The organism is Streptomyces colwelliae, assembly GCF_048158785.1.
Classification (GTDB): domain Bacteria; phylum Actinomycetota; class Actinomycetes; order Streptomycetales; family Streptomycetaceae; genus Streptomyces.
In genome coordinates, this window is the sequence record NZ_JBLTJC010000274.1 from 1 (window position 1) to 14070 (window position 14070).

Below are 14070 nucleotides of genomic sequence, written 5' to 3' on the forward strand. Positions count from 1 at the left end.
GGTACTGCACCGACGTGATGTCGTCGCCGCCCAGGTCCATGTCGAAGCCCGCGTCACGAAGGGCGCGGATCTTCTCTTCTTCCTTGACCTTGGTCTGGATGAAGTCCTCGATGTCGGGGTGCCTCGCCGAGAAGGAGACCGCGCTCTTCCGCGAGGACATGACCGCCCTGCGCATCCGAGGCCGAACTCCGGTTCATGCGGCGCGTGGTGGAGACGCTCCGGGAGAACGCCCAGCGGCCGCCGCGCCGGCCGCAGCACAGGTGGAACGGCAGAAGCTGCGCAAGCACTTCGGCCGTTTCGACATCCTCTTCTTCCTCCTCTGCACGATCGTCGGCGTCGACACCATCGGCACGGTCGCCTCGTCCGGCGCCGAGGCGTTCACCTGGCTCATCGTGCTGGCCGCGGTGTTCTTCGTCCCCTCCGCGCTGCTGATCGCCGAACTGGGCGCCGCGTTCCCCGAGGAGGGCGGCCCCTACATCTGGACCAGCCGCGCCTTCGGCCGCCTCGCGGGCGCCGTCAACAACTTCCTCTACTGGATCACCAACCCGGTCTGGCTCGGCGGCACCCTCGCCGTCTCCGCCGTCACGGCGTTCACGACCTTCTTCAACGACGGCAAGGACCTCAGCACCCCCGCCTTCTACGTCTTCGCCCTCGTCTTCATCTGGGTGGGCGTCCTCGCCGCGATCCTCTCCTTCGACGTCGGCAAGTGGATCCCCACCATCGGCGCCTGGAGCCGCTTCGCCCTCCTCGGCCTGTTCACGATCACGGTCGTCGTCTACGGCATCCAGCACGGCCTGCACGGTTTCGGCCCCGCCGACTTCTCCCCGACGTACGCGGGCTTCGTCGGCCTGGTCCCCGTCCTGATGTTCAACTACGTCGGCTTCGAACTGCCCAACACCGCGGGCGACGAGATGACCGACGCTCAGAAGGACGTCCCCTTCGCGATCTTCCGCAGCGCCGGCCTCGCCGTCCTCCTCTACGCCCTCCCCATCCTCGGCATCCTGCTCGTCCTCCCGGTCAAGGCCATCACCGGCCTCGGCGGCTTCCTCGACGCGATCCGCCAGGTCTTCACCGTCTACGGCGGTGACGTGGCCGCCGACGGCACCGTCACCAGCAGCGGCGCCGGCACGGTCCTCGGGGACATCGCCGCGGTCCTCTTCATCCTCACGGTGCTGTCCTCCGGCGTCACCTGGGTCATGGGCTCCGACCGCGCCCTCGCCGTCTCCGGCTACGACGGCGCCGCGCCCCGCTTCCTCGGCGTCATCTCCAGCCGGTTCGGCACACCGGTACGGGTCAACATCCTCAGCGGCCTGGTCTCCACCCTCGTCCTGGTCCTGGCCCACCAGCTCACCGACGGCAGCGCGGCCAAGCTCTTCGGCGCCGTCCTCGGCCTCGCCGTATCCACCACGCTGGTCAGCTACCTGGGCATCTTCCCGGCCCTCGCGGTACTGCGCCGCAAGGCCCCGGACGTCCCCCGCCCCTACAAGGCGCCGTTCCCCCGCACCATCAGCACGGTCCTCACCGTGCTGATCCTGTTCGCCAGCGTGCAGCTGATCGCTCCCGGACTCGGCGACCACTGGTTCGGCGCCGACTACCTCCCGGACGGCTGGACCCACGCCGAGCGCTGGAAGTACCTGCTGACGGAGCTCGTGCCGCTCGTCGCCTTCATGCTCCTCGGCGTCCTCTTCTGGGCCCTGGGCAAGCCGACCCGCACGGCCAACTCGCTCTCGCTCACCAAGGAGTAGCGTTCCGGTCGATCACCGGAGAACCGGAACCGGGACTCGACAGAAGGAACCGAACCGCCGTGCCCCTGCGCTGTGTTGTCCTCGACGACTATCAGAACGTGGCGACCGAACTCGCCGACTGGTCGGTCGTCGAGGACACCGTGGAGGTCGTGAGCCTGCGCGAACACCTCGCCGACGAGACCGAGTTGGCCACCGCCCTCGCCTCCGCCGACATCGTCGTCACCCTGCGCGAACGCGTCCCCTTCCCCGCCTCGCTCCTCGCCCGCCTGCCCCGCCTGAAGCTGCTGATCGCCTCCGGCATGCGCAACTCCGTCATCGACTACGCCGCCGCGAAGGCGCACGGCGTCACCGTGTGCGGTACGGCCAGCTCCTCGACCCCGCCCGTCGAACTGACCTGGGCGCTCCTGCTGGGCCTCGCCCACGGAATCGTCGAGGAGGCCAACTCCCTGCGCGGCGGCGGCCCTTGGCAGCAGACGGTCGGCGCCGACCTGCACGGCCGCACCCTCGGACTGCTCGGCCTCGGCAAGATCGGCAGCCGGGTCGCACACGTAGGCCTGGCCTTCGGCATGCGCGTCACGGCATGGAGCGCGAACCTCACGAAGGAACGCACCGACGAGGTGGGCGTACAACTCGCCCCGTCCAAGGAGGAGTTGCTCGCGGACAGCGACTTCGTCTCGGTCCACCTCGCCCTCGGCGACCGCACCCGCGGTCTCCTCGGCCCCGCCGAACTCGCCCTCCTCAAGCCCACCGCGTACCTGATCAACACCTCACGCGCGGCGATCGTCGACCAGGACGCCCTGCTCACCGCCCTGCACGAGGGCAGGATCGCCGGCGCCGGCCTCGACGTCTTCGACAGCGAGCCCCTCCCCGCCGACCACCCGCTGCGCACCGCCCCACGCCTGCTCGCGACACCCCACCTCGGCTATGTGTCGCGGGCCAACTACACGACGTACTACGGCCAGGCCGTCGAGAACATCCAGGCCTACCTGGCGGGTTCACCCGTACGACAGCTGCCGTAGAACCCATGGCCCGTACGGCAGTTGACGCCGAACCCGCGCGTCACGCGCGGCGCGTCACGCCGCCACTGCCGGCCGCCGGTAGATTCCCTCGCTCCGCCGCAGGTGATGGAGATCCACCAGGTAGCGCCGGAGCGTCACATGGTCGACCTCGCCCTCGTCGCACCAGGCGCGCAGCTTCTCGTTGACGATCCGCTCGGGGTACTCGATGCCGGGGGCGAAGGTCTGCTCGGCGATGTGCTGGAGCACCACCTGCTTGCGGGTCCACTGGGCGGGGAGGCGGACGAGGCGGCCGCCCCGGACGAAGGTCCGCAGGATCATGTCGGTGTGCTCGTCGCCGGTGACCGGGCCGTCCTCGACCGGCTCGCCGCCCTCGCGGGCCAGCTTCTTGAACAGGTCGTAGTCGACGCGCAGTTCACCGTCGTCCATCGTCTTCACCACGCCCTGTTCGCGCAGTCGCAGCAGGGCGACGGCCGTGCCCCTCGGGGTCAGGCCGGCCACCTCGGCGACCCGCTCGGAGGTCTCCGCGCCCAGGGCCACCGCCGCGAAGGCGCGCACCCGGTTCTCCTCGGCGAACAGACGGATCAGTTGGTCGGTTGCCATGTCCGGAGGCTAATGGACACCCACCCGTCCAGGGCACCGATTTTCCGGCTGTCGAACATCCACTCCCGGCGCTCGAAGTCGTGTTCAAAAAGGTGATCCCGGCGCTGTCGCCGTTACCAGGCATGGGCCGCCGCGTTGAACTCGGAGTGCGGTGGCGAGTCGTGCCGTCGCACTCATCGAACCAAAGGAGAACGTGATGTCTCGCATCGCGAAGGCGGCCGTCGTCGCCCTCGGCACGGGTGCCGTGGCGCTCGGTGGCGCCGGCCTGGCCATGGCGGACGCGGGCGCGCAGGGTGCGGCCGTCGGTTCGCCCGGCGTCCTGTCGGGCAACGTCGTGCAGGTTCCGGTCCACATCCCGGTCAACGTCTGCGGCAACACCGTCAGCGTGATCGGCCTGCTGAACCCGGCCTTCGGCAACACCTGCGCCAACGTGAGCGGCCACGGCCACCCCGGCCACCCCGGCCCGGGCTACGGCGGCAACGGCTACGGCCACTGATTCGACCGCACGCGCGGACGGACGTACGCGAAGAGCCCCGGCACCTCAGGCGCCGGGGCTCTCCCCGTGTCCGCGACCGGTCAGCCGTACCGATAGATGCCGCTGACGTCCTCCAGCTGCTCCGGCGTCACGTCCCACGGCGGCATCCGCTCCTGCCGTGCCACGACCCGCCCCTCCTGGTCGTCACCCGCGCCCGGCGGCTTCGCCGGCAGATAGCGGGCGCCGCGGTGCCTGCTCTGCCAGCGCGACCACTGGAGGTCGACGAAGGCGTGGTGCAGCCAGAAGACGGGGTCGTTGACGGACGCGCCGCCGAGCATCACGCCCCCGACCCACTTGTGCACCCGGTTGTGGTTGCGCCAGGACGCGCTGCCCCGTCCGGTGCCCCACCCCTCCAGCCGGTTGCGGAACCCCGTGCGGCAGGTCGAGTCCCAGGGCGAGATGTCGTAGACGGGGTCGGCGAGCGCCCCGTCCAGGTCGCTCTTCGTCGGCAGCGCGATCGGGGAGCCGGCCCGGCCCAAGTCCCTTGTGAGGTACGGCTCGTCGGTGATGTTCTCGGTGATCTTCCACTTGCCCGTCGCGTAGGCGAACGGCCCGGTCGTCACCTGGTGGTCGGAGCGCCGCCCGGTGCCGCCGAGCAGGTCCTTGGTCCAGGGCGTGGAGGTCGCGGACCGTTCCCGCGTCCAGTCCCAATAGGGCACCGTCACCGAGGAGTCGACCCGGCGCAGCGCCCGCTCCAGGTCCAGCAGGAACTGCCGGTGCCAGGGCAGGAAGGAGGGCGCCATGTGCGCGGAGCGCAGTCCGTACTCCCCGTCGGGCACGAAGAACTCGATGTGCGTGCGCACGAACTCGTCGTACTCGCCCCGCCGTTTGATCTCCAGCAGCGCCGCCACGAACCGCCGCTTCTCGGCGCTCGTGAGTGTGCTGACGTCCTTACGCGTGTACGCCATGGTCTCCCCCCATGTGCATCTGCTCCATCGGCCCGTCCGCCTCGCACAGTTCCCGCCCGGGGCTCAGCTCGTCGACGGCCGCGCGGGTCGCCTCCAGGGCGGTGGGATACGAGCGGTAGTGGTCGACCATGCTCAGCCAGGTGCCGTCCGCGCGCCGCATCAGATGCAGCGGCCGGCCGTCCACCGTCACCTGCCACCCGTCCTTCAGCACGCCGTGGATACGACGGCCCCGGTACGTCTCGTCGAAAGCGGTGTCCCCAGGGTCCTCGCCGGACCGCGTGGGCCGCGAGGCCGCGACGACGGGCACGAGGGCCACGGCGAGGGCGGCACCGAACACCCCCCGCAACGCCTCCCGCCGCGTCCTGCGCACCGGCCCGGGTCTGACCGACTCCCGGCCCACGGGTACTCCACCGACGCTCACGCTCATGGCCCGACTCCCTCGTCCGTTCCGTCCGTTCGAGGGGCTAACCGTCCGACACCCCGCCCGGTCACCATGCCGGCCGCGGACAGACGAAAGGGCCCGGGTCGCACCACCCGGGCCCTCGTCCGCTCCGGCCCTACGGCCGTCCTCGTTCTTCCCGCACTACGGCGCTACGGCGCTACGGCGCTACGGCTCAGAGGCCCGCGCCCGTGACCAGGTCCGCGCCGGGCACGGTCTGCAACACCGGGGCCAGTACGCCCAGCTGAGGCGCCTTCAGGTCCGGGAGGCCGAAGTTGTCGGGGTTGGGCGGGGTCAGCGGCACGTCCAGCGCCAGGCCCGGGGCCATCGTGCGCAGGTCGGAGGCGGGCGTGCTGACACCGACGTGGTCGAAGCCGTCGCCGAGGACGTGCGGCAGCGGAGCGCGCAGGCCGAGGCCGGGCAGGCCGCCGTGGACCGGGAGTTGGGGAATGGCCCGCTCGGGGATGAGCCGGCCCTCGACGTACCGCGGGCCCTCGGGCGAGCCCGGCATGGGTACCGGGATCTCCCCGCCCAGCTTGGGGAGTTCCATGCCGAGGGCGTTCTCCGCGCCTTCCAGCGGCACGGGCACGGGAACCGCGCCGAGCGCGGCGGCGGGGGTCGCGGCGGCGGCGCCGGTCGCGGCCGCCACGGCCGTGATGACGGCGGCGATGGTTCCTCGGGTGGTCGACTTCATCTCGAGTACGGTCCCTTTCGGAATTCGGAGGCTCTGCGTGCTGCCCGGGTAACGAGGCCGGGCAGGACATCAGTTCAAGATTCCCCCGAGTGCCGTAGTAATCAGCTTTCCGGAATTCCCGCCGCCGGACCGGAATCTGCTTCCCACCAGCGGGCCGGAACCGGCAATTCCCGCCCGCTGTGCGGTCGTTCGTCCGGTTCTCAGCCGCGCAGGCTGCGGGCGGGCAGGATGATGTGCGCGGCGGCGTTCAGGGTGTCCTCGGAGCCGGCGAACTCGGCCAGCGCCTCGGGGGTGACGGGCTTGCCCGGCTCGGCCTCGGGCCACGGGCGGGTGGTGAACACCAGGTAGGCGAAGCCGCGTTCGCCGACCGCCGCGAGCCACTCGGGCGGCGGCACGCACTGGGCGTTGAGCTGCGGCATGTTGAGGACGGCCTGCCCGGACTCGATGAGCATGGTGATCGGCAGGCTGGGCTTGGTGGCGCCGTCGACGATGTTGCCGCCGACCGGGAGCCCGTTGTCGGTCAGCAGCCGTTCCACGGCGGCGGTGGCGGCCTCGGGGCCGTCCGCGGCGTCGCCCAGGGTGTAGGCGAGGAGATAGGGCATGTCCCCGTCGGGGGCCTCGCCGCTCCACGCCAGGACGACGAGGGTGCCGAGGTCGGCGACGCGGAAGGGGCGCGTTTCGCTTGAGGTTGAGGTCACCGCGCGACCTTATCGACGGGCCGTAAGGCCCTCGGACGCGTTCTCACCCGTCCGGCCGATGGCACGGGCGCCCCGCCACACGAACGAGGGACGTCTCACGACGCCCCTCGAACACCACCGGAGAGACTCAGCCCTGCAGCGGCAGACCGCCGAGCAGCGGGTTGTGCTGGTTCAGCGCGGCGGTCGCACCCTTGACGGTGTTGAGCGCGGAGCCCTTGTTCTCGGTGTCGAGCGCGTCCGACTGGTGCTGGAGCGGCATCACGTCGGCGGGCTGGAGCTGACCACTGGTGAGGGTGTTGACGGCGCCGGTGAGGCTGGTGGGCGTCACGTCGGCGGGGCTGTAGGCGAACGCGGGCGCGGCGGCACCGGCGATGGCGAGGGACCCGGCAACGACAGCGGCAGCCTTCAGGGACTTCATCGTGTTCCTTTCTTCGGCAACTCATGTCACCAGAGCGAATTCTGTCGCCGTGTGTAACGAGTTCCGGCCGGGGCGGAAACCCCGTGCGCAGAAAGTTTCTGCTGCCCACCCGAATGCAGCGTGTGTCTCATCGGCGTTTCCCATCCTCATATGAAAAGGCCGTACAGCGGAAAAGGCCGTCGGGCCGATCCCGGAAAGGACCGGCCCGACGGCCGTTCTACGACTGCTCTACGACTCTTCTACGACAGCTCGCGTCACACTCCCGGAAGCGCCGGAACGGCCGGCACCGCGGGTACCGCCGGAAGCGCGGACGTCGACGGCAACGACGGCAGCGCGGGCAGACCGGGCAGGCTCGGCGCGGGCAGACCGCCGCCCAGCAGCGTGGCCGCGACCACGTTGACGAGGCCCGTCACCACACCGGTGACCGCCGGGACGACGCCGGCGACGTCGCCGGAGGTGACCGCCGCGAGCAGCGTGGCGACCGCCTTCTGCAGGGACGCGAGCGCGTCACCGGCGAGGTCGGCGGGCGCCTCGGCCTTGGAGTCGTCGCCGCTCTTGAGCGAGGGCAGCGCGGGGGCCGCCGGTACGGCGGGCACGGCGGGGACGGCCGGCGCCGCGGGAACCGCCGGGACCGCCGGTGCGGCCGGCGCCGCCGCGGTGACCTTGGCGATGGCCGCGGTGACCGCGTCGCCCAGCGTCTTCGCCTGGTCGGCGGAGAGCTGGCCGTTGTCGGCCTTGAGCGCCTGGGTCAACAGGTCGGTGACAGGGGTGAGTACGCCGCCGACGTCACCGAGGCCCTTGACCTGGGCGAGCAGTGCGTCAGCGCCCGGGACCGGCGCGCTCGACGCGGCGTGGACGTGCTTCCGCGCCGAGTCGTTGTCGGCCGCGACGGCCGCGGGGCCGGCGATTCCGATCAGGACGGTGGCACAGAGCACGGAGGACGCGACGCGCCGTGCGGGCAGACCACGCATGGGTGTTTCCTTTCGGTGGTGCTTCGGATCTTGAGCCCACCGTGAAAGCGCTCACCACCATCTGCAACCGGTCGGACGCGCCGGGTGACCGTTCGTCAGCCGTACGGTCGGCGTCGTGCCTGGTGAGGGCCATGTCAAGACCGAAGCGCCGGGCCGGGACCGCTACCGCCCATTCGGGGCAACACCGCGAAACGCCGACCGGCCGTCCCCCCGTGGAGACACCACGGGTGAACGGCCGGCCGAAGTGATGCGCGCGGACGTCAGTCGTTGACGCAGGTGTTGCCGAAGGCCGGGTTCAGCAGGCCGATGACGTTGACGGTGTTGCCGCAGACGTTGACCGGGATGTGGACCGGAACCTGCACGACGTTGCCCGACAGCACGCCCGGGGAGTGGGCGGCAGCGCCGTGCGCGTCGCTGTCCGCGGCGGCGATGCCGGCGGTGCCCGCCATGGCGGCGGCGGCAACGGAGGTCAGGACCAGGCCCTTCGCGATACGCGACATGGAGAGGTGCTCCTTGGGGTTGAAACAAACATCCGGGCGGGGATGCCCGGCGCTGTGTCAACGCGCGGCGCCCAAAGGGGTTGTGCCGCCAATGGGGTGATCTCCCCGAGGCCTAACTTCACCATTCCGACACACTTGCCACGTTTCGCCGGATTAATACGGATAGCCACTAGAGTTGCGCACCTCCCGAAGTACCCCTATAGCCAGCAAATCGCACATAGGGGCCGTACTTCCCGAAAGGGCACCTCCGGTCATGCGCAATTCCCTGGGTCCGCTGCTGCGCCGGGCGTCGACGGGCGCTCTCGCCCTCGTCACGATCTGGGCCCCGGCCGCGTCCGGAGCATCCGCCCCGCCCACGGAGGCGGCGCGCGTCCCCTTCGCCCAGCGCTACCACGCGCTCCAGCACGGCGGCATCGTCCGCGCGGCCAACACCTCCATCAGCTGCCGCGCCAACTCGGCCGCCTGCCCGGCCGTACGAGAAGGACAGGCCGCGGTCAACGGCGACTTCGACATGTTCTACGTCGACGTCGACCGCGACCCGAACACCTACAACTCCTCCCGCGCGGAGGTCCGGCTGCCCGAGGGTGCCCGGGCCACGTACGCGCGGCTGTACTGGGGCGGCAACCTCCGCGTGGGCGAGCAGAAGCCGCCCAAGGACAACGGTCGGGTGCTGGTCGCGGAGCCCGGTGGCGAGTACAAGGCGGTGCTCGCGGACACGGTCGTCGGGCACCGGGTGGCGGGCGGCGTGGACGCGTTCCAGGCCTCGGCGGACGTCACGAAGCTGGTCCGGGAGAGCGGTTCGGGCCTCTACACCGTGGCCCAGGTCAACACGGCGATGGGCAGGTCCGCGGCCGGGGCGTGGGGCGGCTGGACGCTCGTCGTGGCGTACGAGAAGCCGCAGGAGCCGCTGCGCCGACTGGAGTTGTGGGACGGCTTCGACGCGATGGGCTCCCGTACCGGCGCGGAGATCCGGATGCGCGGCGTGCGTGTGCCCGCGCACGCCGGGGGACGCGCGGGCGTGGTGGCGTACGACGGGGATCGCGGCCGTACCGGGGATTCGCTCACACTCTCGACCGGTCGTACGAACGCCACCGCGCTCGGTGACGGCGCCAACCCCCGTGACGACGTGCTGAATTCCACGATCAGCGACCCGGCGGCGGCGCCTTCGGAGCGTGCGCCCGCGTATGCGAACACGCTCGGCTACGACTCCGATGTGTTCGATCTCGGCAAGGCGCTGCGTCCCGGCGGTGACCAGCTGGCCTTCCGGCTCGTTTCCCAGCGGGACGCGGCGTGGTTCGGGGCGCTCTTCGTCGCCGTCGACGCCCAGCAGTGAGGCGCGTTCCCGCCCGCAGTCCCGAGCACCACCCGTGAGCGAGGAAACCGCGCAATGCACCAGCCAGCAACCGACCCTCGGCCACGGGTCCTGCACCTCGCCCAGCCCGTGGACGCCGGGGTCGCCCGTGTCGTAACGGATCTGACGCGTGCTCAGCTCGCGTCGGGCCTGCACGTCACGGTCGCCTGCCCCGCCGGCGGCGGCCTCGCGGACGGGGTCCGGGCGCTCGGCGCCGACGTACGCCGGTGGGAGGCGACCCGGTCACCCGGTCCGGCGCTCGTCTCCGAGGTGCGGCGGCTCGCCCGGGTGGTCGAGGAGGTGCGGCCCGATCTGGTGCACGCGCACAGCGCGAAGGCCGGTCTCGCCGGGCGGCTCGCCGTGCGGGGGCGGATCCCGACCGTGTTCCAACCGCACGCCTGGTCGTTCGAGGCGGTCGGCGGGGTCACCGCCGCGCTCGCCGTCGGCTGGGAGCGGTGGGGTGCGCGCTGGGCCACCCGGACGGTGTGCGTGAGCGAGGCGGAGCATACGACCGGGCTGCGGGCCGGTGTCCGGGGCCGCTGGAGCGTGATCCCCAACGGGATCGACACCGAGCGCTTCCACCCGGCCGCCGTGGACACCGTACGGGCCGGGATCGAGCGGCTCGCCGGGGTCGATCCGGCGGCGCCGCTGGTGGTGTGCGTGGGGCGGCTGTGCCGGCAGAAGGGGCAGGACGTCCTGCTGAGCGCGTGGGACGAGGTGGTCCGGCGGGTGCCGAAGGCGCGGCTCGTGCTCGTCGGTGACGGGCCCGACCGGGCCGCGCTGCGTGAACTCGCCCCGGATTCCGTGCTGTTCGCGGGTTCCGTCACCGATGCCGTGCCCTGGTACCAGGCCGCCGACCTGGTGGTCCTGCCCTCGCGCTGGGAGGGCATGGCGCTGGCCCCGCTGGAGGCGATGGCCTGCGGACGGCCCGTCGTCGTCACCGATGTCGCGGGCGCCCGCGAGAGCCTGCCCCCCGGACTCGCACCCCGCTGTCTGGTCCCGGCCGAGAACCCGGCGGTGCTGTCCGGGGCCGTCGCCGAGCTGCTGCTCGACCCGCTGCTGCGCGAGTCCGTCGGCCATCAGGGACGCCGGTACGTCCAGTCCACGCACGACGTGCGGCACACCGCCGAGGCGGTCGCGGAGGTCTATCGCGATCTCCTCGGCGGCGCCCCGGAGGCGAAAGAAGAGGACACGTCCGTCGTGCCCACCGAGTGCAGGGAGTCCATCCACTCGTGACTGCGGAAAGCACCGTCCCCTCCCCCGGCGGACAGCCACGGGACCGCGGATTCTCGAACGTCTCGGTCATCCCCCGCCGCATCGGCGGCGGTTTCCGGTTCCCGGTCCGCCGACCGCCCGCGCGACCGGCCTCACCGCTGCCGCTGCTCGGCGCGGACCTCGCCGCCGCCCTGGTGGGCGCCCTCGCGCTCACCGGCAGCCGGCGCAGACCGCTGCTGGTGGCCCTGTTGATCGCCGGGTCGATACTGCTGCGCCCGCACCTGCCCCGGGCCGTACCGCGCGTCCTCGACGAACTGCCCGCCGTCTGCGGCCGGATCGCCGTCGCCTGGCTCACGCTCGGCACCCTCACCGCGGCCTACGCCCCCGACCGCGCGCTGTCCCCGCGCACCCTGCTCCTGGGCTTCGCCCTCCAGACGGCGGCGAGCTGCGCGGCCCGCGGCGCGGTGCACCGGCGCCGCCGCAGGGCCCTGCTCAGCCGCCCCCGCGCGGCCCTGGTGATCGGCCCGGCGACGACCGCGCAACGCGTGGCGGCGGCGCTGCTGCGGCACCCGAAGTGCGGGGTCGAGCCGATCGGCATCGTCGCCGAACACCCGGACGGCACCGAGGGGTTGCCGGTCCTGACCACCGGCGAGGAAGTCGAGCGGGCCCTCATCCAGAACGGCGTCCGGGCCGTCCTCACCGTGCATCCCTCCGTACGGTCCGAACGCGGGCCGCTGCTGCGGGCATTGGCGGAGTCGGGCTGCGTGGTCTGGGAGGTCGACGCCGACTCGCCCTCGTACGAGATGCGTGACCAGCTCGCCGGATTCGCCTGCCGCAGGCTGGAGTTGGGGTCACGCCACCCCGGCAGCTTCGGCAAGCGGGCCCTGGACGTACTGGCCTCCGGCACCCTTCTCCTCCTGGTCAGCCCCCTCCTCCTGGTGTGTGCGCTGGTCCTCCGTCTCACCGACGGACGCGGGGTCGTCTTCCACCAGGAGCGCATCGGCAAGGACGGCCGCCCCTTCACCCTCCTCAAATTCCGCACCCACCGCCCGGTCGACGAGCACGAGGCGGCGACCCGCTGGAGCGTCGCGGGCGAGCTTCAGATGAGCCGCTTCTGCCGCTTCCTGCGCCATACCTCGCTGGACGAACTGCTCCAGCTGTGGAACGTGTTCCGGGGCGACATGAGCCTGGTCGGCCCGCGGCCCGAACGCCCGTACTTCGTCGCGCAGTTCAGCCAGGCCTACCCCGGCTACGCGGCCCGCCACCGGATGCAGACCGGCATCACCGGCCTCGCCCAGATCCACGGGCTGCGCGGCGACACCTCGATCGAGGACCGCTGCCGGTTCGACAACGCGTACATCGACAACTGGTCGCTGTGGCAGGACATCTGCATCCTGGCCCGCACGGTGACCGCGCTCGTACGTCCGACCGGGAGCTGAGCCGTGAACCACCGAGCCCGCATGAACGCCCCTGCCCAGCCCGTACGTCCGACGGGGAGCTGAGCCGTGCTGCGCCGAGTCCGCACGTTCGCCCCGGTCCTCCCGGTCGTCGCCGTGATCGCCCTGCTCGGCCTCCCGCTCGCCCAGGGCGAGGGCGGCGCCGGTCCGGCCGACGCGGTCTCCGGGCTCGTCGTGCTGTACTGCGGAATCCGGCTCCTGCGCGACCGCAGCCGCCCCCTGACCCCAACTGCCGTAGCGGTCATGGGACTTCCGGTCCTGGGCCTGTCGATCGCCGCGATGGGCGCGTCCTCACCGGGCGCGGGCCTCAGCGGCCTGGGCCGCTACCTACAGATCTTCGTGCTGGTCCCCACGGCCGTCGTCCTGCTCATCCGCGACCGCCGCGACTTCCGCCTCCTGGCCTGGTCGTTCGTGTCACTCGCGCTGTGGCAGGGGGCGATCGGCGTCAAGCAGTACGTCACCGGGACCGGCGCCTCGTACCAGGGCGAGGAGATCCGCGCGGTGGGCACCTTCGGCCCGACCGACGTGATGGGCATGGCGACGGTCGTGTCCTTCGGCCTGATCTGCGCGCTGGCCCTGGCCCTGGGCCGAAATGACGCACGGCAAAAGGCAGTTGCCGCCGCCTGCGCCTTCGTCCTCTTGGTCCCCCTCGCCCTCTCCTTCAGCAGGGGCGCCTGGATCGCGACGGCGGCGACCTGCGCGATCCAGCTGGCTCTGGCGGGCCTGCGCCGAGCCCTGAAGGTAGCGGCGGCGGTGACGGCGGCGGGCGTGGTCCTGGTAGGTGGCTTGGGCGTCGGTACGGCGATGCTCCAGGAGCGGATCGACAGCATCACCCAAGTCACCGACGCCCCCGACCAGTCGGTGATCGACCGCTACACGATGTGGGCGGCGGCGACGGCCATGTGGCGCGAACACCCCCTCACCGGCGTCGGGTTGAAGGGCTTCCCCGAACACCGCGACGGCAACGCCTCGTTGGCCCTCTCCTCAGGCAGCGACACCGAGGGAGCAGGCGCCGCCTTCGTCAAACAACCCCTGCTCTCCCCGCACAACATGTACCTCCTGATCCTCAGCGAACAGGGCCTGATCGGCCTCGTCACCCTCGCCGGCAGCTGGCTCGCCCTCCTGGTCTGCGCCCTGCGCGGCCTGCTCCGCGTCCACCGCTCCGGACACCCCGGCCTCGACTGCGCACTCGTCTCCTGCGGCCTCCTGACCTGGCAGCTGATCGACTTCATGTACGCGGACATCGGCGGCCCGTCGACGGTCCTCACGGCGGTGGTCTTCGGGGTGGCGGCGTGGTGGTCCTTGGTGGGCGCGAACGCAGAGAAGCAGCCAAGGGCGACGACCCCGGTGCGAGCAACCGCCGAAGGGGCCCTGACCCGATGACGGTGACGCCTCCCGAGCAGGCGGGTCACTTCGAAAACGCCCCAGGGGACAACCCCCTAAAGGGGCGCGGGGAACTGCGCGACCAGCCACGACGGCGCAGCACCCAACCACCCACCGACACCACGCAGGTCCCACCC

Annotated in this window: 15 protein-coding genes; 7 read left to right on the forward strand and 8 right to left on the reverse strand. The window is 71.6% G+C overall.

Annotation, left to right across the window (positions count from 1 at the left end; translation table 11 throughout):
- Positions 1–260: 260 nt before the first annotated feature.
- Together ACNFOC_RS38510 and ACNFOC_RS38515 are read left to right on the forward strand one after the other, a co-directional pair.
- On the forward strand, positions 261–1745 hold the full coding sequence (locus ACNFOC_RS38510; protein WP_416963662.1) for an APC family permease: 1485 nt from the start codon (positions 261–263) through the stop codon (positions 1743–1745).
- A 59-nt stretch (positions 1746–1804) separates the two neighbouring features.
- Positions 1805–2764 (forward strand): D-2-hydroxyacid dehydrogenase family protein, encoded by a 960-nt coding sequence (locus tag ACNFOC_RS38515; protein WP_416963663.1) that lies wholly within the window; start codon positions 1805–1807, stop codon positions 2762–2764.
- A 54-nt stretch (positions 2765–2818) separates the two neighbouring features.
- Here the strand turns inward: ACNFOC_RS38515 and ACNFOC_RS38520 are convergent, their stop codons facing one another.
- The gene (locus ACNFOC_RS38520; RefSeq protein ID WP_416963664.1) at positions 2819–3364 is read right to left on the reverse strand and encodes a DUF2087 domain-containing protein; all 546 of its coding nucleotides are present in this window, start codon (positions 3362–3364) and stop codon (positions 2819–2821) included.
- Between the two features lie 196 nt (positions 3365–3560).
- On the opposite strand from ACNFOC_RS38520, the gene ACNFOC_RS38525 reads away from it, so the two are divergent.
- Positions 3561–3860 carry a chaplin gene (locus tag ACNFOC_RS38525; protein ID WP_416963665.1) on the forward strand — a complete coding sequence of 100 codons (300 nt, stop codon included), beginning with the start codon at positions 3561–3563 and terminating at the stop codon, positions 3858–3860.
- An 80-nt stretch (positions 3861–3940) separates the two neighbouring features.
- Here ACNFOC_RS38525 and ACNFOC_RS38530 read toward each other — a convergent pair whose 3' ends face one another.
- The 7 genes from ACNFOC_RS38530 to chpG form a co-directional block, all read right to left on the reverse strand.
- Entirely contained in the window at positions 3941–4807 is an 867-nt protein-coding gene (locus ACNFOC_RS38530; RefSeq protein WP_416963666.1) for a tyrosinase family protein, read from the reverse strand.
- Positions 4791–5234: a tyrosinase family oxidase copper chaperone gene (locus ACNFOC_RS38535; protein WP_416963667.1), complete on the reverse strand. Its 444-nt coding sequence runs from the start codon at positions 5232–5234 to the stop codon at positions 4791–4793. The genes ACNFOC_RS38530 and ACNFOC_RS38535 overlap by 17 nt, the downstream gene beginning before the upstream one ends.
- A gap of 187 nt (positions 5235–5421) precedes the next feature.
- Complete coding sequence (locus ACNFOC_RS38540) at positions 5422–5940, reverse strand: hypothetical protein (protein WP_416963668.1); 519 nt, start codon at positions 5938–5940, stop codon at positions 5422–5424.
- A gap of 200 nt (positions 5941–6140) precedes the next feature.
- Positions 6141–6638 carry a DUF5949 family protein gene (locus tag ACNFOC_RS38545; protein ID WP_416963669.1) on the reverse strand — a complete coding sequence of 166 codons (498 nt, stop codon included), beginning with the start codon at positions 6636–6638 and terminating at the stop codon, positions 6141–6143.
- A gap of 127 nt (positions 6639–6765) precedes the next feature.
- The gene (locus ACNFOC_RS38550) at positions 6766–7056 is read right to left on the reverse strand and encodes a hypothetical protein (protein WP_360078174.1); all 291 of its coding nucleotides are present in this window, start codon (positions 7054–7056) and stop codon (positions 6766–6768) included.
- Between the two features lie 254 nt (positions 7057–7310).
- Positions 7311–8027: a hypothetical protein gene (locus ACNFOC_RS38555; protein ID WP_416963670.1), complete on the reverse strand. Its 717-nt coding sequence runs from the start codon at positions 8025–8027 to the stop codon at positions 7311–7313.
- 260 nt (positions 8028–8287) lie between these two features.
- Entirely contained in the window at positions 8288–8527 is a 240-nt protein-coding gene (gene chpG / locus ACNFOC_RS38560; protein ID WP_019065678.1) for a chaplin ChpG, read from the reverse strand.
- A gap of 253 nt (positions 8528–8780) precedes the next feature.
- On the opposite strand from chpG, the gene ACNFOC_RS38565 reads away from it, so the two are divergent.
- The 4 genes from ACNFOC_RS38565 to ACNFOC_RS38580 all read left to right on the forward strand — a co-directional run bounded on the left by ACNFOC_RS38565 (position 8781) and on the right by ACNFOC_RS38580 (position 13933).
- A complete protein-coding gene (locus tag ACNFOC_RS38565; RefSeq protein ID WP_416963671.1) occupies positions 8781–9860 on the forward strand; it encodes a DUF3344 domain-containing protein in 1080 nt (359 codons plus the stop codon).
- A 54-nt stretch (positions 9861–9914) separates the two neighbouring features.
- A complete protein-coding gene (locus tag ACNFOC_RS38570; RefSeq protein ID WP_416963672.1) occupies positions 9915–11114 on the forward strand; it encodes a glycosyltransferase in 1200 nt (399 codons plus the stop codon).
- On the forward strand, positions 11111–12532 hold the full coding sequence (locus ACNFOC_RS38575; protein ID WP_416963673.1) for an exopolysaccharide biosynthesis polyprenyl glycosylphosphotransferase: 1422 nt from the start codon (positions 11111–11113) through the stop codon (positions 12530–12532). The genes ACNFOC_RS38570 and ACNFOC_RS38575 overlap by 4 nt, the downstream gene beginning before the upstream one ends.
- Before the next feature lie 66 nt (positions 12533–12598).
- Positions 12599–13933, forward strand: a complete 1335-nt coding sequence (locus ACNFOC_RS38580) for an O-antigen ligase family protein (protein ID WP_416963674.1) — start codon at positions 12599–12601, stop codon at positions 13931–13933.
- Positions 13934–14070 lie beyond the last annotated feature (137 nt).